Annotated in this window: 18 protein-coding genes; 12 read left to right on the plus strand and 6 right to left on the minus strand. The window is 43.0% G+C overall.

Going from position 1 to position 20983, the window contains the following annotated elements; all coding sequences use genetic code 11:
• A partial coding sequence (locus NI455_RS10055; RefSeq protein ID WP_253114026.1) for an FAD-binding protein occupies nt 1-109 on the minus strand: 109 nt, incomplete at its 3' end.
• A 225-nt stretch (nt 110-334) separates the two neighbouring features.
• On the minus strand, nt 335-1171 hold the full coding sequence (locus NI455_RS10060; RefSeq protein WP_004280319.1) for an IclR family transcriptional regulator: 837 nt from the start codon (nt 1169-1171) through the stop codon (nt 335-337).
• Between the two features lie 504 nt (nt 1172-1675).
• Here NI455_RS10060 and NI455_RS10065 point away from each other — a divergent pair.
• The 6 genes from NI455_RS10065 (at nt 1676) to NI455_RS10090 (ending at nt 9753) form a co-directional block, all read left to right on the plus strand.
• A complete protein-coding gene (locus tag NI455_RS10065; RefSeq protein ID WP_004730987.1) occupies nt 1676-2830 on the plus strand; it encodes an acyl-CoA dehydrogenase family protein in 1155 nt (384 codons plus the stop codon).
• Between the two features lie 31 nt (nt 2831-2861).
• The gene (locus NI455_RS10070; RefSeq protein WP_004646973.1) at nt 2862-4061 is read left to right on the plus strand and encodes an acyl-CoA dehydrogenase; all 1200 of its coding nucleotides are present in this window, start codon (nt 2862-2864) and stop codon (nt 4059-4061) included.
• Nucleotides 4062-4315: 254 nt separating this feature from the next.
• On the plus strand, nt 4316-5596 hold the full coding sequence (locus NI455_RS10075; RefSeq protein ID WP_004646972.1) for an MFS transporter: 1281 nt from the start codon (nt 4316-4318) through the stop codon (nt 5594-5596).
• Nucleotides 5597-5636: 40 nt separating this feature from the next.
• Nucleotides 5637-6308, plus strand: coding sequence for a 3-oxoacid CoA-transferase subunit A (locus NI455_RS10080; RefSeq protein ID WP_005100322.1), 672 nt, complete (start codon nt 5637-5639; stop codon nt 6306-6308).
• A complete protein-coding gene (locus NI455_RS10085) occupies nt 6308-6967 on the plus strand; it encodes a 3-oxoacid CoA-transferase subunit B (RefSeq protein ID WP_005100324.1) in 660 nt (219 codons plus the stop codon). The genes NI455_RS10080 and NI455_RS10085 overlap by 1 nt, the downstream gene beginning before the upstream one ends.
• A gap of 206 nt (nt 6968-7173) precedes the next feature.
• Nucleotides 7174-9753, plus strand: coding sequence for a bifunctional diguanylate cyclase/phosphodiesterase (locus tag NI455_RS10090; RefSeq protein ID WP_253113956.1), 2580 nt, complete (start codon nt 7174-7176; stop codon nt 9751-9753).
• A 173-nt stretch (nt 9754-9926) separates the two neighbouring features.
• On the opposite strand, the gene NI455_RS10095 is transcribed toward NI455_RS10090, so the two are convergent.
• The 3 genes from NI455_RS10095 to NI455_RS10105 form a co-directional block, all read right to left on the minus strand.
• Nucleotides 9927-11126 carry an MFS transporter gene (locus tag NI455_RS10095; RefSeq protein ID WP_253113958.1) on the minus strand — a complete coding sequence of 400 codons (1200 nt, stop codon included), beginning with the start codon at nt 11124-11126 and terminating at the stop codon, nt 9927-9929.
• A gap of 17 nt (nt 11127-11143) precedes the next feature.
• Nucleotides 11144-12409 carry a DcaP family trimeric outer membrane transporter gene (locus NI455_RS10100; RefSeq protein WP_253113960.1) on the minus strand — a complete coding sequence of 422 codons (1266 nt, stop codon included), beginning with the start codon at nt 12407-12409 and terminating at the stop codon, nt 11144-11146.
• A 114-nt stretch (nt 12410-12523) separates the two neighbouring features.
• Nucleotides 12524-13822, minus strand: a complete 1299-nt coding sequence (locus NI455_RS10105) for an MFS transporter (RefSeq protein ID WP_253113962.1) — start codon at nt 13820-13822, stop codon at nt 12524-12526.
• 454 nt (nt 13823-14276) lie between these two features.
• Here NI455_RS10105 and NI455_RS10110 point away from each other — a divergent pair, with 454 nt between their 5' ends.
• The 3 genes from NI455_RS10110 to NI455_RS10120 are packed head-to-tail and all read left to right on the plus strand — an operon-like array spanning nt 14277 to nt 17810.
• Nucleotides 14277-15050, plus strand: coding sequence for an enoyl-CoA hydratase (locus NI455_RS10110; RefSeq protein WP_253113965.1), 774 nt, complete (start codon nt 14277-14279; stop codon nt 15048-15050).
• A gap of 2 nt (nt 15051-15052) precedes the next feature.
• Nucleotides 15053-16573: a 3-hydroxyacyl-CoA dehydrogenase gene (locus tag NI455_RS10115; RefSeq protein WP_253113968.1), complete on the plus strand. Its 1521-nt coding sequence runs from the start codon at nt 15053-15055 to the stop codon at nt 16571-16573.
• Between the two features lie 25 nt (nt 16574-16598).
• On the plus strand, nt 16599-17810 hold the full coding sequence (locus tag NI455_RS10120; protein WP_004730968.1) for a 3-oxoadipyl-CoA thiolase: 1212 nt from the start codon (nt 16599-16601) through the stop codon (nt 17808-17810).
• A gap of 120 nt (nt 17811-17930) precedes the next feature.
• On the opposite strand, the gene NI455_RS10125 is transcribed toward NI455_RS10120, so the two are convergent.
• Nucleotides 17931-18368, minus strand: a complete 438-nt coding sequence (locus NI455_RS10125) for a PaaI family thioesterase (RefSeq protein WP_004730966.1) — start codon at nt 18366-18368, stop codon at nt 17931-17933.
• A 110-nt stretch (nt 18369-18478) separates the two neighbouring features.
• On the opposite strand from NI455_RS10125, the gene NI455_RS10130 reads away from it, so the two are divergent.
• From NI455_RS10130 to NI455_RS10140, 3 genes are read left to right on the plus strand one after another with little or no spacing between them, the layout of a single operon-like run.
• Nucleotides 18479-19234, plus strand: coding sequence for a class II aldolase/adducin family protein (locus tag NI455_RS10130; RefSeq protein WP_253113971.1), 756 nt, complete (start codon nt 18479-18481; stop codon nt 19232-19234).
• Nucleotides 19231-20154 (plus strand): 2-hydroxyacid dehydrogenase, encoded by a 924-nt coding sequence (locus NI455_RS10135; RefSeq protein WP_253113973.1) that lies wholly within the window; start codon nt 19231-19233, stop codon nt 20152-20154. The genes NI455_RS10130 and NI455_RS10135 overlap by 4 nt, the downstream gene beginning before the upstream one ends.
• Nucleotides 20155-20191: 37 nt before the next feature.
• On the plus strand, nt 20192-20980 hold the full coding sequence (locus tag NI455_RS10140; protein WP_253114028.1) for an enoyl-CoA hydratase-related protein: 789 nt from the start codon (nt 20192-20194) through the stop codon (nt 20978-20980).
• The last annotated feature ends 3 nt before the right edge of the window (nt 20981-20983 follow it).

Raw genomic sequence — 20983 nt, forward strand, 5'->3', positions numbered from 1 at the left:
TGTTTTCAATTGCAAGTTGACGGATTTTGATCGCAGCAGAAAGACCCGCAGGGCCTGCGCCTACGATGACGACGTCAAACTCCATCGATTCTCTTGTTATATCTTCCATAATATAAAATCCAATTTCGCTATACGATATTTATAGCATTATCTAAATCGGTTATGAAGCTTATTTTTGATCTTTTTATTTGAAATAGGACTTTATCTTTTTTAAATCTTATCTATTTCGCAGCATTAAAAAGGTTTGCTGAGAATTCTGGATAAAGGAAGAAGATGTGTAGATTGGGTATTCAATAAAAAGAGCGACTTAATGTCGCTCTGATAATTAATTTTTTTATATGTTATTGAGATTCATTGCAATATTATTCACCATGTGAATCAGACGCGGTCCAATTTCATTTTCCAGTTTTTCCTGATTTAACAGATAACTTGGGGCACCACAGTTAAACGTTAATATCCCATGTTTGGGGTGAACCAACGGAACTGCCACGGAATTCACATCTTTTGCCCAGTCACCTAAAGACAGACAATAGCCATAATCCTGATAATCACGGATTGCACGTTCCAGATTACGCTTGATGGTTGGCCATTGATCTTCGTTTCTTTTCTTGATCGCGTCAAATAAATATTCGCGTTCCTTTACATCCATCGCTGCCAGACAGGCACGTCCCATGGCACTACTATGAATCGGTAAAGTCGAACCGACAGGGCGGCGCATAGTCAGTGTCGATTCTGTATGTACTACTTCCAGATAAATCATGCTGAGACGGTCACGGGTAGCCATTGCCACAGGGGCTTGGGAATAGCGTGACATTTCTTCCATAAATGGATAGGCCTGAGTACGTGCAGAAATATTACTCAAAGCTGCATAGCCTAAAGCCAATACCCCAACATCCAGTAGATATTTCGTGGTATTCGGCAGTTGTTTTAAATAACCTAAAGAAACCAGAGTGCTGGTAATACGCGCTACAGTCGGCTTAGGCAAGTTGGTTAATTGTGCAATTTCCTGATTGCCAAGTAATTGATTGGTCGCTGAAAAGCAACGCAAGATTTCCAATCCACGCGCAATAGACGCAATAAATTGAGGATTGTTTTCTCTATGAATATGTGAAATCGGATCTAAACGGATTTCATCAAAGTTGGGAATTTCACCAGTTTTATTTTTTGTCATGGTCAGGGCAATTAAAGTTAAATTAATGAATATGATAGCAATATAATTTCACGATACAAAATAAAACACTTCTACAAAAGATAAAATATAGGAAAAAGTGCCGAAATTATTTGTAGTCGAAAAGAATCCTGTTACCCAAGTTTAAAGACGATAAAAAAATCATCTAGTTTTTTAGGTTTAATACGTAGCCAACACATTTAAGAAGTTTCGATTTCTCCGAAAGAGTCAGTGATCGATAAGTATTACAGCAAGAAAAAAAGGTTTAATCATCTATTCAAAAGAACTGATAAATAAACAATCATTCATCAAAATATTTCGTATCGTGAAATTAAATCTTAAACATAAATCAACTGGAATACCAGAAAAATTTCATTTTTTAGTTAAAACATAAAATTTTTAATAATTTCACTTGCTCAAAATGATTTTATATGATTATTTATTTCGTAATACGAAACAAAAATAAGGGTAAAGGAATTTACCTAAATTATATCCATGGAGATTCATATGATTCGTGATCCGGAAATGCTAGACCAACTTCTGTCAACGATTCGCGATTTTGTAAAAAATGAACTGGTGCCTCTTGAGCATGAAGTAGAAGAGAACAATGCCATTCCTGAACATATTGTGGAACAGATGAAAGAGCTGGGCTTGTTTGGCCTGACGATTCCAGAAGAATATGGTGGTTTAGGCATTACCATGGAAGAAGAAATTCTGGTCGCGATGGAGTTAGGTCATACATCAGCTGCATTCCGCTCTTTAATTGGTACTAACAACGGCATTGGCTCAAGTGGCATCATTATCGACGGTACAGAAGAACAAAAACAGAAATATTTACCGCGTTATGCAACGGGCGAAATTATTGGTTCATTCTGTTTGACCGAACCGGATTCCGGCTCAGACGCTGCTGCTTTAAAAACCAGTGCAGTCAAAGACGGCGATTATTATATTTTAAACGGAACTAAACGCTTTATCACCAATGCACCACGTGCCACGACATTTACCGTGATGGCACGTACCAATCAAGAGATTAAAGGTGCGAGCGGTATTTCAGCATTTCTAGTCGAAGCAGGCACACTTGGTTTAAGCCTAGGTAAAATTGACAAGAAAATGGGCCAACATGGTTCCTATACCTGTGATGTAATTTTTGATAACTGTAAAGTGCATAAAGATCAGCTGATTGGCGGTGTAGAAGGGATTGGCTTCAAAACAGCAATGCGCGTTCTAGATAAGGGCCGTCTGCACATTGCCGGTTATAGCGTCGGCATGGCAGAGCGTATGCTGGAAGATGCACTTAACTATGCAGTGGAACGCAAACAGTTTGGCCAGCCCATTGCGAATTTCCAGCTAATCCAAGGTATGTTGGCAGACTCCAAAGCCGAGATTTATGCAGCCAAATGTATGGTGCTGGATGCTGCGCGTCTACGTGATGCTGGCCAAAATGTTACGACTGAAGCCTCTTGTGCCAAAATGTTTGCAACTGAAATGTGTGGTCGAGTTGCTGATCGCTGTTTGCAGATTCATGGTGGAGCGGGTTATATCAGTGAATATTCAATTGAACGTTTCTACCGTGATGTGCGTCTGTTCCGTTTATATGAAGGAACCACACAAATCCAGCAAATTATTATTGCGCGTGAAATGATTAAACAAGCAACCGCCTAATCTCATAATTTTAAAATAAGGAAATATTAAAATGACGACAAAAATTAGATTTGATTGGCAAGACCCGTTTTTAATAGAACAGCAACTGACATCAGAAGAGCGCATGATTCGCGATGCAGCGGCAGCGTACTGTCAAGACAAACTGATGCCGCGTGTACTGGAACAGTTCCGTCATGAAAAAACCGATCCGGCTATTTTCCGTGAAATGGGAGAACTGGGTTTACTCGGTCCAACCATTCCGGAACAGTACGGCGGTGCAGGTTTAAATTATGTCAGTTATGGTCTGATTGCTCGTGAAGTTGAACGTGTCGATTCAGGTTACCGTTCAATGGCCAGCGTACAAAGCTCTCTGGTGATGGTACCCATTAATGAATTTGGTTCTGAAGAGCAAAAGCAGAAGTATTTACCAAAATTAGCAACCGGTGAATATATTGGTTGCTTCGGCTTGACCGAGCCGGATCATGGTTCGGATCCGGGCAGCATGATTAGCCGTGCTAAAAAAGTCGAGGGTGGTTACCGTTTAACTGGCGCAAAAATGTGGATTACCAATAGTCCGATTGCCGATGTATTTGTAGTTTGGGCCAAAGAAGTTTCTGCCGAAGGTAATATCGGTGACATTCGTGGCTTTATTTTAGAAAAAGGCTGGGAAGGGCTTTCTGCTCCAACGATTCACGGCAAGGTGGGTCTACGTGCCTCAATCACCGGTGAAATTGTAATGGATAACGTCTTTGTTCCAGAAGAAAATGCATTTCCGGAAGTTCGCGGTTTAAAAGGGCCTTTTACCTGCTTGAATAGTGCACGTTACGGGATTGCCTGGGGTGCCATGGGAGCTGCAGAGTTCTGCTGGCATACCGCACATCAATACACCATGGACCGTAAACAGTTTGGTCGACCACTCGCTGCGAATCAGCTGATCCAGAAGAAACTGGCAGATATGCAAACTGAAATTGCACTCGGTTTGCAGGTGGCTTTACGTTTTGGCCGCATGAAGGATGAAGGCATTGCTTCAGTTGAAGGTACATCACTGATCAAGCGCAACAACTGCGGCAAGGCACTGGATATTGCCCGTTTGGCCCGTGACATGATGGGTGGAAATGGCATTAGCGATGAATTCGGTGTAGCCCGTCATCTGGTTAATCTGGAAGTGGTAAATACCTATGAAGGTACCCATGATGTACATGCCCTGATTTTAGGTCGTGCACAAACCGGAATTGCAGCCTTTTGCAACTAAACCTGACATCAACTTCTAGCCAGCATTGCTGGCTAGATTGTTTTACGGGTTTAAGAATTGTGCTTAATCACATCATTCAATGTATTGCTACGTGATTTCTGCAGAGAAAATTTATCAAGAACTTTGAAAATCATTTTATACCACCTTGCTAAAGCGTGGTAATGATCAGCGAATATTCTATATTTCACCTAAATAATTAAATGAAATATGCGTTTTAAAAAGGCACAGGAGTGCCGAAAAGTAGAAAGAGCATTATGGATACGATCAGTTCACAACAACACCCAGTGGAAGGTGGAAACGAACCCAAGCAAAGAGTCTGGATTCTGGCCTTTATTTTCTCATTTTTAGCATTATTGGTTGATGGTGCTGATATTGCGTTATTAGCCTACAGTCTGACCAGTCTGAAACAAGAGTTTTCATTAAGTAATATGCAGGCCGGTGCCTTAGGGAGCTGGACGCTTGCAGGCATGGCTATCGGCGGTTTTTTTGGTGGCTGGGCTTGTGACCGTTTTGGCCGGGTTCGTGTGATCGTCATTGCCATTGCATTATTTTCTTCATTAACCTTCTGGTTAGGATTCGTAGAAAGTTATGATCAGTTCAAATGGCTGCGCTTTACGTCTGCGATTGGACTAGGTGCTCTATATATTGCCTGTAACACACTCATGGCAGAGTATGTACCCACCAAATATCGCTCTACAGTATTGGCAACGCTTATGACTGGCTGGACTTTAGGCTCGGTGGTCGCAACTGTTCTGGCTGGATGGCTATTGCCTGAATTTGGCTGGCGATACCTCTATTATATTGCCATTATTCCAATTGTACTGGCCTTCGCGATGTACTTCTTGGTGCCTGAGCCGAAAGCCTGGTTAGATGCGCGTAAAGCACGCCTGGATGCAAAAGCCAGTGGTATTCTGCAGGAAAAACCAAAAAATACTTTTAAAATGATTTTTGAAGATGCACTTAGCCGTCGCATGTTTATCCTCTGGTCCTTCAGTACCGCATTTTTACAGTTTGGCTATTATGGAGTCAGCAACTGGCTACCGGCGTATTTAGAGACTGATCTGGGAATCAAGTTTAAAGAAATGACCATGTATATGATCGGGACTTTCCTGATCATGATGTGTACCAAAGTTATTGCTGGTTTTATCGCTGACCGGATTGGCCGTCGTGCGGTATTTGCTTTCGGCACTATGGGTACTGCAATTTTTATCCCTGTGATTGTCTTTGGTAATACGCCAGATAACATTCTCTGGCTGATGTTATTTTTCGGTTTTCTCTATGGTATTCCATACGGTATTAATGCGACTTACATGACAGAAAGCTTCTCCACCAAAGTACGTGGAACAGCAGTAGGTGGTGCATATAACGTGGGCCGACTGGGTGCGGTGTTTGCACCTCTTACGATTGGCTATTTTGCTCAAGGAGGCTCAATTGGTACCGGCTTACTGATTATGGGCATTGCCTATTTTCTTTGCGGCCTGATACCCGCTTTCTTTATTAAAGACCGCTTATTTGATCCACAAAAGGCAGATTAATCTGCACTCGTAATATAGATAGAACATGCTAGGAAGCAATATGATGAATAAAATCACGCAGGATATCGAGACGGTACTTAAGCAAATTCCTGATGGTGCACACATTATGACCAGTGGTTTTGGCCTGGCAGGTCAGCCGGTAGAATTAATCGAAGCATTAATTGACTTTGGTCCTAGAGACTTAACCATTATTAACAACAATGCAGCTTCTGGAGATCGTGGTCTAACCAATCTGCTGTTGTCTGGACTGGTTAAAAAAATGATCTGTTCATTTCCACGGGCCAATAACTCAACCGTCTTTGAAGATCTGTATAAAGCCGGAAAAGTTGAGCTGGAACTGGTGCCACAAGGCAATCTGGCCTGCCGTATTCAGGCAGCCGGTGCAGGCTTAGGAGCTGTTTTTACTCCAACCGGTTTTGGTACCAAAATAGCTGAGGGTAAAGAAACCCGTAATATCAATGGAAAAGATTATGTGCTGGAATATCCGATTCATGCAGATTATGCCTTGGTGTATGCCAATCAGGCAGACCGTTGGGGCAACTTAACCTACCGTAAGGCAGCACGGAATTTTGGTCCAATCATGGCCAAAGCAGCAAAAACCACCATTGCACAAGTCCATCAAGTTGTGGAACTGGGGGAGCTTGATCCAGAGATCATTGTAACGCCAGGGATTTTTGTACAGCATGTGGTCAAAGTTGGAGATATTAAATAATGAATATTCAAAAACGTACACGTGAACAGATTGTAGCTAAAGTGGCACAAGACATTCCAACTGGCTCTTTTGTAAATTTGGGTATTGGTTTGCCGACACGCGTAGCTGGTTATTTAAAACCTGAACAAGGAGTAATTCTGCACTCGGAAAATGGCGTTTTAGGTTTTGCTGCATTGAGTGATCCCGAACAGGCAGATGATGACCTGATTAACGCCGGTAAAGAACTCGTAAGCATGTTGCAAGGTGGCAGTTTTATGAATTCTGCCGACTCTTTCGATATCATGCGAGGCGGGCATCTGGATATCTGTATCATGGGGGCTTTTCAGGTCGCTATTAATGGTGATCTGGCGAACTGGCATACCGGTAATGCTGATGCTGTACCTGCTGTAGGCGGTGCGATGGATCTGGCAGTGGGTGCTCGCTGTGTCTATGTTTGCATGGAACATGTGACCAAAAACGGTGAGGCAAAAATTGTTGAAGAACTGACTTATCCTCTAACAGGTAAACATTGTGTCAACCGTATTTATACTGATTTGTGTGTGATTGAATTAAAAGACCGACAAGCTCAGGTTATTGAAATAGTGGATGGCTTAAGCTTTGAAGAATTACAACAGCAGACAGGCTGTAAATTAGTGGACAGTCGTCAACAAGCAGCCTAAAAATAAGTCCGCAATATTCTGATTAAGTAAAAGTATAGTTTTAGATCACAGCTTCGGCTGTGATTTTTAAATTTTAGAATTATTATCAAATACACGTAATATTGACCATATTTCCGTATTTTAAAGATATAAATACAAACTTTTGCTAATGATTATTTTAATAATAAGTCTAAAATGTTAACAAGCTAAGGAAGGTGATAGTCTGAATGAATAATAATTGTGATGATCAAGAAATTTTTCATATTTTTAATCTGATTGGTCGCCATACTGAACTTAAGCCTATCCTCGATGTCATTAGCCAGTGGCTTGAATCGCGCATTCCAGATGCGCTTGTCACCATTATGCTCTATCAGGATGACACCCAAACTTTAAATGTTATAAGTGGCAAACAGCACTTTTCAAAAGAGTACTGTAATGCTATTCAAGATTTGAAAATTGGGCCAAATCAAGGATCGTGTGGCGTAGCTGCTTTCTTACGTCAGTTGGTCATTAGTCCGAATTTAATGAAAGACCCAAACTGGCAGCCTTACCGTGCTTTGGTAAACGCAGAAAAATTGTCTAGCTGCTGGTCTATGCCGATTATTAATGCTTCAGATATTCTATACGGAACGTTTGCCACCTATTATCGAACACCCAAAATACCGACTGAACCTCATATTCAGCTTTTACAGCAAGCGGCAAAATTAGTTGCCCTCGCAATCGAGCTTGATCAGGAACGTCAAAAAAGACATGAGCTTAATGAAAAATACAGCTCATTTTATACCTATCATCCAGATATTATTTTTGAACTTGACCTGCAGGGACATGTGCTTAATACCAATATTGCTTGCGAAGAAATTACAGGTTTTTCTAAAGCGCAAATTCATGGTCAGCACTATTGTGCCTTCATACCGCCCGAATTCCATGAACTTGCGAATGTTTCATTTTCAGAAGCAGCGCAAGGTAAATCTCAACATTATGAACTTCCAATTTATAATGTTGCAGGCGATATCTTATGGCTGGATCTGACCAATTTACCGATTATTCAAAATCAGAAAGTCACCGGTATTATTGGCATTGCCCGAGATATTACTGTATCGCGTGAAAACAAGGAGTCTCTACGATTATTAAAACGTGGGGTAGAGGCTAGTCCGAATAGTCTTTTTATTACCGATGTTTCTGAAGAAAGACTAATGGTGTATGTGAATCCAGCTTTTCTAAAGCTCACCGGTTATACAGCAGCAGAAGTATTAGGACAAAGCTGTTTTTTCTTACAGGGTCCAGATACTGATCCGGATCAGATTGCATTACTCAAGCAAGCGGTCAAAGAACAAAAAGAAATTCAGGTGACTATAAAAAGTTACTGTAAAGATGGCAGCTGGTTCTGGAATCGTTTAACCATAGGTCCTATTTTTGACCAGACAGGAACCTGCACCCATTTTTTGGGGATTCAGGAAGATATTACCCAGCAACGTATTCACGAAGAATATATTCAGCATCAGCATACTCATGATCATTTAACCGGTTTACCGAACCAGCATGCATTCAAACAGATTCTGGAAAATATTTTTGAAGCACGGCACGAGAGCTCCCAACCTTTAGTCTTGCTCTATATAGATCTGGATGACTTTAAAAATATTAATGACAGCTTAGGTCATCTGGTCGGTGACCAGATTCTCAAAAGTGTGGGCGAGCGGCTGCAAAAATTTGTTCAAGGCAATAATGTGCTATGCCGCTTTGCTGAAGATGAATTTATTTTACTGCTCTCAGGGACAGATGAGCACACTGAAGTCGAGGCGATCGCCGGAGAAATTCTTGATCTTCTTTCCATGCTGTTTATTGTCGATCAGTACAAAATACATTTAAGTGCCAGTATTGGTATCGTGGCAGATGACAGTTCAATTCATCATTCTTCTGAATTGATTTATCAGTCTGTTTTGGCGATGCAGGAAGCCAAAAGACAAGGTCGTAATATGTGGCAGTGGTATGAAAAAACCAGAATGCAGCCTGTCGCAGAAATAGACTATACGAATCTGCGTCTGGAACTCATGGAAGCGATCAATCAGGAAAATTTTGACCTGTTCTATCAGCCGTTGATTCATCCTGAAACTGGACTGGTAACAGGTGTAGAAGCTTTAATCCGTTGGTGCCATCCACAGCAGGGTTATATTTCCCCAGCGATTTTTATTCCGCTGGCAGAAAGAACCGGGCAGATTATTAGCGTAGGTCAATGGGTATTGGAAAAGGCCTGTCTAGATATTGCCGAGTGGAATAAGACACACAATAGCCAGATCACAGTATCGGTGAATATTTCTCCTTTGCAATTCCGTAGAGCAGGCTTTTTGCAAGTACTTGAACATGCGCTTGAACTCAGTCAATTACCACCGGAATTACTTAAAATTGAAATTACGGAAGGTGTCATCATTAATGGCGCAGATCGAACCATAGAAATTTTGAAAGCGGTGCGTGCTTTAGGTGTACAGGTTGCCATTGATGACTTTGGCACAGGTTATTCGAGTCTCAGTTATCTGCGTCGCTTGCCGATCAATCAAATCAAGTTGGATCGTAGTTTTATTGAAGAGCTGACCCTTGATGGTCAGGATGCTGCAATTGTGCAATCCATTATTCACTTGGCACATCAACTGGATTTGGAAGTTGTCGCGGAAGGGGTCGAAACCTTAAGCCAGGCCAGCTTGCTCTATCAACAGGGTTGTGATCTGCTACAAGGCTTCTTTTATGCAAAACCTGCACCTTTAACTGAATTGAAGCCTGCTTATCTTGCAATGGAAAATAGTAAATTGGATTAACTCTAAAAGTTAAGATATCAATATTTTCAACCGTTCTTCATGTAGAAAGGAAATGGCAAACAGACTTCAAGAATTTTCCTATTTTATGAGCGTATCGGTTCTATAATGTATGCTCAGCATAGAAAGTGGGATAAAAAATAAGATTTTTAACCCTCAAAGGTTTTTGACATTATTTATGGCTCAGGCTGAATATTGGCTAAATTTCTTTCTTGGTTCAGATCATAATAATTAATTATAAAGATCAATAGGGCAAAAATAAAACCTAAAATGACGCAGGCAGACCAGCCATAGCTTTTCCATAAATGCAGCGATAAAAATGCTCCCAGACCAGCACCTGAAAAATAACAGGTCATATAGATGGCATTAATCCGCGAGCGAGCCTGCATTGAAATTCGATAGACCAGATTCTGGTTCAAGACATGCAAACAGGAAATTCCGAAATAAGCCAGAATCAAGCCCAGGATATAAATCCATAAATAATTCTGAGCAAAGAATAAGGGAATCCAGGCTAGAATCAGTCCGCATGTGGCTAGGTGCGCAATCCATTTTTCCCGATGCCTACCAATCATTTTACCGGTCCACTGAGAGGACCAGATGCCGACCACCCCCACAATACCCATGAGACCAATCTGGAAATCATTAAAATGATAAGGTGCTTCAGCCAGAATAAAAGTCATGGTAGTAAAGATAATACTCAGCATGCCAAAGCCCAAGCCGCCGATCATACTACGCCTGATCAGCATGGGTTCTGTTCGGGCAAAGGTAAATAGTGAGCGATAAATTTGCAATATATTCATCTGTAACTGGCTCTTGGCACTCGGCAACTGGAACCACATGGCCAGACTTAGCAGAAGAATTGCACAACCACTAAATAGGTATACCGCATGCCAGGACCATAAAGTAGAAATCAGTCCGGCCACGGTACGGGCAAACAGAATACCAACCAGAACACCACTCATGAGCAGGCCAACGACTTCGGCACTTTTATCACGTTGCGACAGGCTGGCGGCAAAAGGAATCAGAATCTGGGTGGTAATCGAACAAAAAGAGGCGAGCAGGGTAAAGCCATACAACATATGCAGATTGGTACTGGCTGAAAGCCCAATAAGCGCCAGTCCGGTACACAACATCAAACTACAGATATACAGCCGTTTTTCAAACAAATCACCCAGAGGGACAAACAAAAATAATCCGGTGGCATAGCCAATCTGGGTCAGTACTACAGTCCAGCCAGACTGAGCCACACTGATTTGCAGATCCTCTGCAATAGAATAAATCAGGGGCTGGTTAAAATAGTTACAACCTGCGCAGAGTGCGCAGGTCATTGCCATCATGAACATGAAACGGCGTGAAATTTGCCCTTGGGCTGACATCCTTGTCTCCTGAGGCTTTAAAAACTATAGTTAGCAGAGAAGTTGATACGTGAAATATCTGCTTCCTTATTGTCAAAGGTTTCACGTTTGCCATGATGATATTCTGCACCCAGATTAATCTTTGGAACAGGAGAATAGATCACGTTGGCCACATAGTCGGTTAAGCGCTTATTGGTTTCAGGATTCGCGCGTGCATAGTCGCTGGAATCATCAAAATCAACAACGCTGGCATTAATACTACTCCGTAGTTTTGGCGTAAATTTATGCGTGAAGCCAATATTTATACTATTGAACTCATTGAGCAAAAGTTCATTATTGATTGGATCGACTGAATAATCGCCACCCCAGGCAGCACCATCGGTTGTTGAACCTTGAGTCAAGAAAGCTGCAATACGCTGATCACCGACCATATGGAAATAGTTACCTTGAATCGAGTTTTGATCATCTAAACGGTAACGTCCACCAACTCCCACACCCCAGCCAACTTTCTCGATATCGCCTGTCGCAATCTGTGCCTGCTTTTGATTGACAAAGCCTTGAGCTAATAAATGAAGAGGGCCTGATTGATGAACATATTTAGTGGTTAATGCAGGAAAAGCAGAAGAACGATCGCCACCGGCCATATATTCCAGACCGACATTCCAGGTATTTTCTGGATCAAGTTTAAAAGCATAGCTCACCTGAGGTGTACGTAAGACTGATCCACCCAAGAACAAGCTGTAATCGACAGCTTCAGTGCTAATTTCTGGTGTAGACATCAATGACCAGGCCTGACCAAACGTCCAGTTATAGTATTTTAAGTGTGCATGACGGATACGTAATCCACCATCGCCTTTACCATTATTGGTCCAGAAGTCGGCTTCTAAACGAGCAGAAACATTCGGATTGCCTCCCAGATCTTTGGCTAGAAAACCAATTCGGCTGGCAGCCGCAGTAAAATCGGAACGGACAGAATCCGGTTCAGTAAAAGGCACTTTATTGATCTGGTTAATAGTTCGGCCACGGGCTTCAGTAGTACTTTTGAAATCGACTGCGCCATCAAAGCGGATCAAACCATACACATCAACATTGTCCATCATGTTACTTAAACTTTTGGAGTCTGCAGTTTTAGACTGTTCCTGCTGGTTCTTTAATGCAAGTTGCGCGGCTTTTTGCTGTTCCAGTTCAGCTTGGATTTGCTTTAACTGTGATTCTAAAAACTGCATCCGGTCTTCAGATGCTTCTGCTGAAAATGCCTGTGCTGAAGCAATACCACATAGTGTCGCTAAAACTAATTTTTTCATTTCTTAATCCCTGAAGAAACTTTTAATTCTGAATGAAAGGAAACCTTTCTATACGTATGGTCAATATTTGGAGAAAGAAGAAGACAGCAAGTTAGACTGCCTTCCAGAGAGTGTTTATTCTGCTTTTTGCGGATCGTATAAACGGTCTTTAATAAACAGGGCCGGAATTAAACCGCAGAGGAAATAAGCTGCACCCATTACCAACAGACCTGTACCAATCGAACCATGCATCGCAAGATAACCAATCGTAATTGGAGCGAAGATTGCACCGATACGACCAATATTGAATGCACCACCCACCGCTGTACCACGAACACCAGTCGGGAAACTTTCGGTTAGATAGGTTGCATTGATGGCATATGGAATACCGTACAGGAAGCCGAAGATTAGCATCAGTACGCCAATGTTATCGGCATTATGCATATACACCACGACAGGGATAAACAGAGCCGTTCCCATGGTGCCGAAAGCAAATACAATACGGCGGCCAATTTTATCAGCAACATAACCTGCAATAATTTTGGCAAAAATCATGGTGACAAACGTACCCACCATATACAGGGCCATTTCTTTAAACTTGATGCCTAATTCAGCTTCAAGATAACTTGGCAGCCAGTTACTTACACCGAAATAACCGAATAGCAAGAAACCAGAGCTGAATGACCATAAGATAAACATTCTGCCATGGGTTTTGTCTTTAAGAATGGTGATATATGGATTGCCTTTTTTCGCATCGTTATCCACGATCTGACCAGTTCTTTTCAGTTCACGAACACGTTTCCATGACTCTGGCTCAGGCACCATAAAGTGCATCAGGATACCCAAAGCTAATGGAGCAATTGTGATCCAGTACAGCATACGCCAGCCGAACTCAGGAATAATCCAGCCTGAAATCATGGTAATCACCAATGAACCTAAAGTGAAACCAGTCATCAATGTTGCCAGTACAGTAGTACGGTATTTGGTCGGTACGTATTCTGACATCAGAGTATTACAGGCAATATATAAACAGCCTAAACCCAAGCAAGAAAGAGTACGTAAAATTGCAAATTCAGTATAAGACTGTGCAAAACCTGAGTAGGCGGATAAGATCGAGAAGGCGATGGTGGCCAGTACAATGACGCGGACACGTCCAAATTTGTCGCATGCCCATCCACCAATAAAGCCTCCGATCCCCATACCTAAAAGAGAATAACTTCCCAAGGCACCCGCCTGTACAGAAGTCAGGCCCCATTCAGCTTTCAGACTGGTCAGACTAAAAGCCAGAATCCCGATATCTGCACCGTCACAGAGCAAAATCAGAAAAGCAAAGATAAAAGCCGTCATCCAAAGACGTTTTGGTGCCTGTTTAATGGTATCCGTGGAGGAGACATCGGTTTTATTGTCTCCTGTTACGATGGTATCGCTTGTCATTCTTATATCCTCTATATATTCAAAGTAGCATTTCCTCTGCTACCGCTAAATCCATTTTTCTTCCTCACGGAAACATAGTTTTCCTGATTTAACAGACTCGCTCTGCACACAACAGCCGCTGCATTTTTTATCAGGCTACATTCGATTTTTCACGCTTTACGCTAAATCAAAATCATCTCATTGCTGGAAAATTTGATTTCGTAAATTAATTTTAAGTTCTGCCTTATGGCGATTATTCATTGAAATGAATAATCAGATTGCATTTAAAATACTTAATTCCGTATTGCGAAATCAATTAATCATAAAATAACCAGATGAACAAGAGTTTTTACTCTATTTTTAGTAAAAAATAACTTTTTTGCATTCTGGAGTTAAAAATCCTTGATTTATAGCTTGAGAAACCTTAGTTTTATATAAAATAAAATTTCGCTATACAAAATAAATGGAGATTTTAATGGAACAGGTAGTTCAAGTAGAACAAGTTTCAGCACATGTAGCGATGGTTAAAATTCATCGACCAGAAGCGAAAAATGCCCTGAATACAGAAGTTCGCCAGAAACTTGCGGCGGCTTTTTTGCAACTGAATAACGATGAAAATGTTCGTGCCATTATTCTTACCGGTGGTGAAACAGATTTTGCAGCAGGAGCCGATCTTAAAGAACTGGCCAATGCAGAAACCATTCAAATGATGCAGCGTCGGACTGAACGTTACTGGCAGGCGATTGCACAGTGTTCAAAACCGGTGATTGCAGCAGTCAATGGTTATGCACTTGGCGGTGGCTGTGAACTGGCCATGCATGCGGACATTATTATTGCCGGGAAAAGTGCCCAGTTTGGTCAGCCTGAAGTAAAAGTGGGTGTTATGCCGGGTGCCGGTGGTACCCAGCGTTTATTCCGTGCAGTGGGCAAATTTCATGCCATGCGCATGATCATGACCGGTTGTCTGGTGCCTGCACCGGAAGCCTATCAAATTGGTCTGGTGTCCCAGGTGACTGAAGACAGTGAAACCCTTGCTACAGCTATCAAGATGGCGGAAGGCCTAGCGAAAATGCCGCCAATTGCTCTAGAGCAAATCAAGGAAGTGGCTTTATTGGCTGAAGATGTGCCGCTTAATGCCGGACTTACCCTGGAACGTAAGTCTTTCCAGATGCTGTTCTCATCCGAAGATCAAAAAGAAGGTATGCAGGCCTTTATCGAAAAACGTAAACCGAATTATCAGGGACGATAAGCATGAGTATTCAGATTCAGAAAATCGGCATTATTGGTGTAGGCACGATGGGTGCAGGTATTGCCCAGATCGCGATTCAGTCTGGTCATGATGTGATACTGTTTGATGCCAAAGATGGGGCAGCTGAACAGGCACAGGACAAACTGGCCAAAACATTAAATACCTTGGCAGATAAAGGTAAATTCAGCCATGAAAAAGCCGCTGAAGATATTGCTCATCTGTCGACTGCGCAGCAGCTAGAAGACCTGAAAGATTGTGACTTGATTGTTGAAGCGATTATTGAAAATCTGGAAATCAAGCAAAAACTGATGCAGCAACTGGAAGGAATTATAAAACCAGAAGCGATTCTGGCATCTAATACGTCTTCGCTGTCGATCAGTGCAATTGCTGCCAACTGTAAGCAGCCAGAACGTGTGGCCGGTTATCATTTCTTTAATCCGGTACCACTGATGAAAGTGGTCGAAGTGATTGAAGGCTTCAATACCCGCGCTGATATTATTGAAGCATTAACCCAGCTCTCTACAAAAATGGGTCATCGTCCGGTCAAAGCTAAAGATACTCCAGGATTTATCATTAACCATGCCGGCCGTGCCTTTGGTAGCGAAGCCTATGCAATTTTGAATGAAAATGTCACACCATTTTATGATATTGACAGGATCTACCGTGACGGAATCGGTTTCAAAATGGGGCCGTTTGAATTAGGTGATCTGACCGGTATGGATGTCTCGCACCCGGTGAGTGAATCGATTTATCATCAGTATTATGAAGAAGCACGTTACCGTCCAAGCGTGATTACCCGTCAGCGTTTTATTGCCAAGCAGTTAGGTCGTAAAACCGGTAAAGGTTTCTATGATTACACTTCGGGTAGCAAAGAAGGTGATGTTGCTCCAGCATTGGTTGAAAAGTTAAGTCAATATCCATCAGTCTGGCTAGGCACCGAATATGACGAAGACCGTCAGGCACTTGAGCAATATCTGCAGCAGTTCAATATCCAGATTGAGCAAACTGAGACACCTTCAGCAGAGGCTTTAATCCTGATTGCCACTTATGGTGAAGATGCAACTTCAGCCGCTGTCCGTTATCAGCTGGCACCTCAGCAAGTGGTGTGTATCGATCTGCTATATGGTCTGCATAAACACCGTACCTTGATGCCAACTTTTGTCACCCAACCTGAGCTGGTAAAAGCAGCCCAATCGATTTTCAATCTGGATGGTGTGACCGCCAGCGTAATTCAGGAAAGCGTCGGCTTTGTGGCTCAACGTGCTTTGGCAATGATTGTGAATCTCGGCTGTGATATTGCCCAGCAAGGCGTTGCAACGGTAGAAGATATCAATATCGCGGTGAAATTAGGCCTTGGTTATCCGTATGGACCAATTGAATGGGGGGATGTGCTGGGAGCTGAAAAAATTCTAAAAATTCTGGATCGTATGACTGCGATTACCCGTGACCAGCGTTACCGTTCAAGTCCTTGGTTGCGTCGCCGTGTTCAGCTTGGTCTACCACTTGTTCATACAACTCATTAATTAGAAAGTTAAAGGAATAACACTCATGTTAAATGCATATATTTATGATGGTTTACGTTCACCAATCGGTCGCCATGCAGGAAGTCTGGCAAGCGTACGTCCAGATGATCTGGCAGCTACAGTCATTAAAAACCTGCTGAAAAAAACCGGTATCCCGGCAGCAGATGTAGAAGATGTAATCTTTGGTAGCACCAATCAGGCCGGTGAAGACAGCCGTAATGTGGCACGTTTTGCAGCGTTGTTAGCGGGTATGCCGGTAACAGTTCCAGGTCAGACGGTAAACCGTTTATGTGCATCAGGTCTCGGTGCTGTGATTGATTCGGCACGTGCCATTACTGCAGGTGAAGGCGAGTTGTACATTGCCGGTGGCGTAGAAAGCATGACCCGCGCACCTTTTGTGATGGGCAAAGCAGAAAGCGCGTATTCACGTGATGCCAAAATTTATGACACCACAATTGGTACCCGTTTCCCGAACCGTAAATTTACGGATCAGTTTGGCGCGCACAGTATGCCTGAAACAGGTGATAATGTGGCTGAAGAGTTCGGTATTAGCCGTGAACAGGCTGACACCTTTGCCGCTGCATCACAGGCAAAATATCAGGCAGCGAAAGAGGCAGGTTTCTTTGAAGGTGAAATTACCCCGATTGAAGTTTCTCAAGGACGCAAATTACCACCTAAACAAATTACTGAGGATGAGCATCCACGTGCATCTTCAACATTTGAAGCTTTATCCAAGTTAAAACCGCTATTTGAAGGTGGTGTAGTAACAGCGGGTAATGCATCAGGAATCAATGACGGCGCTGCAGCACTGATTATCGGCAGTGAAAAAGTTCAGGAACAGTATGGCTTAAAACCTTTGGCTCGTATCCTGTCTTCTGCAGCCGCTGGCATTGAGCCACGCATCATGGGTGCAGGCCCAATTGAAGCGATTAAAAAGGCAGTACAACGTGCTGGTTTGACGCTAGACGATATGGATATCATCGAGATTAATGAAGCCTTTGCCAGTCAGGTATTATCTTGCCTGAAAGGTCTGGATGTCGCTTTGGATGATCCGCGTGTCAATCCAAATGGTGGTGCGATTGCCATTGGTCATCCACTGGGCTGTTCGGGTGCGCGTTTGGCTTTAACCGTTGCACGTCAGTTACAGCGTACCGGTAAAAAATATGCCGTGATTAGTCTGTGTATCGGTCTGGGTCAAGGCTTGGCGATGGTGATTGAAAACCCTGAAGCTGCATAACAGTTTAGTCATAGTCTTAATGCCATGTATCTATGATATGCATGGCATTCTTTATTGGGATTTTTCTTTCAAAATAAAAATCCCTGCACATGCAGGGATTGATTACATCACTGTAATGATTTACTTACGGGCAGTGACTAATAAAGTCGCTGAACCAAAAGCATAAACTTTACCTTCTTTATCGATAATTCGGCCTTCTGAGGTCAGTACATTACGCCCGATCCGGATGACTTCACCAATAGCTGTATAGGTTTCGCCGCTTTTCATCGCTTTCAGCATTTTTACATTCAGGTCAATGGTCGAGAAACTGACACCTGCATCTACTGTCGTATGCACGGCAGCGCCAGTGGCACTATCTAGAACCGTTGCACAAAAGCCGCCATGAATACCACCCTGTAAATTATAATGGCGCTGATCAGGACGCACCTCATATTCCACATAGTTTTCGCGCACCAAGGTCAGACGCATGGGAATAATTTCACTCATGGCTGAGCTGGGGATTTCCCCATTTTTAATTGCGGTAAGATATTCAAGTCCGTTTAATTGTGATGTGGGCATATCCACTCCTTGTAATGATTTATTTCGCTTTATGAAATAATATTCTGTTTTCCTGAAATTATGATATAACAGATAATGATCGAAATGCTATATTTTTCCAGGATGGAACGATGACAATAAAAAATCTCGTCACAGATGCTGAATGGCAGGCACGTTGTGAACTCGCAGCGCTTTATCGCATTATCGCGCATTACCGGATGACGGACCTGATCGATACTCACATCAGTTTAAGAGTTCCCGATCAACCTGACTGTTTTCTGATTAATCAGTATGGTGTCGCTTTTGAAAAAATGTGTGCTTCAACGCTGGTGAAGATTAATCATGAAGGGCAGGTTGTAGAAAGCTATGAACAGGACAAGCCGGTGAATATGGCGGGCTTCGTCATCCACTCTGCAATTCATGAAGCACATGCTCATCTGAACTGTGTCATTCATACGCATACCGCAGACGGCATAGCAGTGTCTGCACAGAAACACGGACTTCTTCCCATTTCCCAGCATGCGCTGAAATTTTATCAGCAGGTGGCCTATCACGAATATGAAGGCGTGGCACTCTCAACAGATGAGCAGGAACGCCTGATTCAGGACCTAGGCGGCCATCGCGCCATGATTTTACGCAATCACGGACTTTTAACAGCTGGCGAAACCATTGCACGGGCCTTTCATGAAATCTATTTCCTTGAGCGTGCCTGTCAGGCACAGGTGAAAGCCTTAAGTGGCGGTACCGAACTGCATTATCCAGCAGAAGAAGTCCGAATTAAAACCGCCAAGCAGTTCGCCAGTCCTTTGGTTGAACCGATTTTACAGCATGCCTGGCAGGCTGCGTTATCCTTGATTGAGCATCAATATACGGAGTATGCATCATGATTGTGATATCCAGTACTGTGCCAAATATTGAAGCAATTCTGGTGAAGTCTTTTCAGAAATATGCGCCTGCTGGCAGTTTCTGTACAGTGGACAGCCCGGAAGCTGATCAGGCAACGACAGTTGCTGCCTGGTTTCCAGATCTGGAAAAACTCCAAAAACTTCCAGAACTTGGCCTGATTCATTCCATTGCTGCCGGGGTCGAGCATTTAAACTTAAATGCTGTACGCTCAGATCAAGCCGTTTGCCGGGTACTGGATCCACATCATCAAAAAGGCATGTTTGATTATCTGCTCTGGGGCGTGCTGTATTTCCAGCGTTATTTTGACCGCATGATCCAGCAGCAAAAGCAGCAGCTATGGAAACAGTATCGTCAAAGTTATAGCCATCATATCCAGATCGGGATTATGGGCCTTGGCCATATGGGTGGTTATGTGGCAAAACGTTTTGCCGACATGGGCTATCAGGTGTCTGGGTGGTCCAATTCCCCAAAAGAGATTGCTCAGGTCAAAAGCTATGTGGGATCAGAACAACTTTCCGAGTTTTTGGCCCACAGCCAGATCCTGATTAATCTGCTACCACTTACTGAAGAGAATACCGGCATTCTTTCTGCTGAATTATTTCAGCAGTTACCTGAACAGGCGGCATTAATTCATGTCGGGCGAGGCCAGCATTTAATCGAGCAGGATCTACTCAATGCACTGGATTCCGGCCACTTACGTGGTGCAATCCTTGATGTATTTGAAGAAGAGCCTTTAACTCAGGATCATCCATTCTGGCAGCATGAAAAGATCGTAGTTACGCCACATGTCGCCTCACATGCACCCATGTCTGTGGTAGTGGAACAGATTCTGGAAAATGACCGACGCTTAAATCTCGGGCTGGATTTGTGCCATCAGGTAGATGTCAATAAAGGCTATTAATTGTAGGGATACAGGCAAAAAAATAAGGAAATTGATGATGTGGGAAACGATTCAAACTCAGGTTCAGCAAGGCGTCGCGACCTTAAGCTTTAACCGTCCAGATTCACTCAATAGTTTTAACCGGCAAATGCATGAGGAAGTGCAGCAGGTACTGAAAAACTGGAATACAGATCCGGATATTCGGGTGATTGTGATTCGCGGCAGAGGCCGGGCGTTTTCAGCGGGACAGGATTTAAAAGAACGTGCTGGACAGCTCGGCAATGTGCCTTTGCCACCGCAAGGCTCGCTGGCCAAATACTATAATCCCTTGATTAACCTGATCCGCCAGAGTCCCAAACCGGTGATTGCAGCAGTGAATGGTGTGGCTGCCGGTGCAGGTGCCAATATCGCACTGGCCTGTGATCTGGTCATTGCCAAGGAAAGTGCCCGATTTATTCAGGCTTTTTCTAAAATTGGCTTGATTCCTGATGCCGGTGGCACCTGGATGTTGCCACGTTTAATCGGTTATGCACGTGCCATGGCACTCACTTTTCTGGGCGAACCGGTGCATGCCAAAGAGGCCGCTGAAATGGGCATGATCTGGAAAATGCTTCCAGATACAGAATTTGATGCTTATATCGACGACATTGCACAGCGATTATCTCAACAGCCGACTTATGCGCTGGCTTTAACCAAACAGGCCTTGCAACGCAGTGCTGAAAATAACATAGACCAGCAACTGGAGCTGGAACAAAACCTGCAATATCTGGCTCTGAGCAGTCAGGACTATAAAGAAGGTGTCCAGGCTTTTGTCGAAAAACGCCCTGCACAATTTACCGGATGCTAAGGA

It is taken from the genome of Acinetobacter lwoffii (assembly GCF_024129435.1).
GTDB lineage: Bacteria > Pseudomonadota > Gammaproteobacteria > Pseudomonadales > Moraxellaceae > Acinetobacter > Acinetobacter lwoffii_F.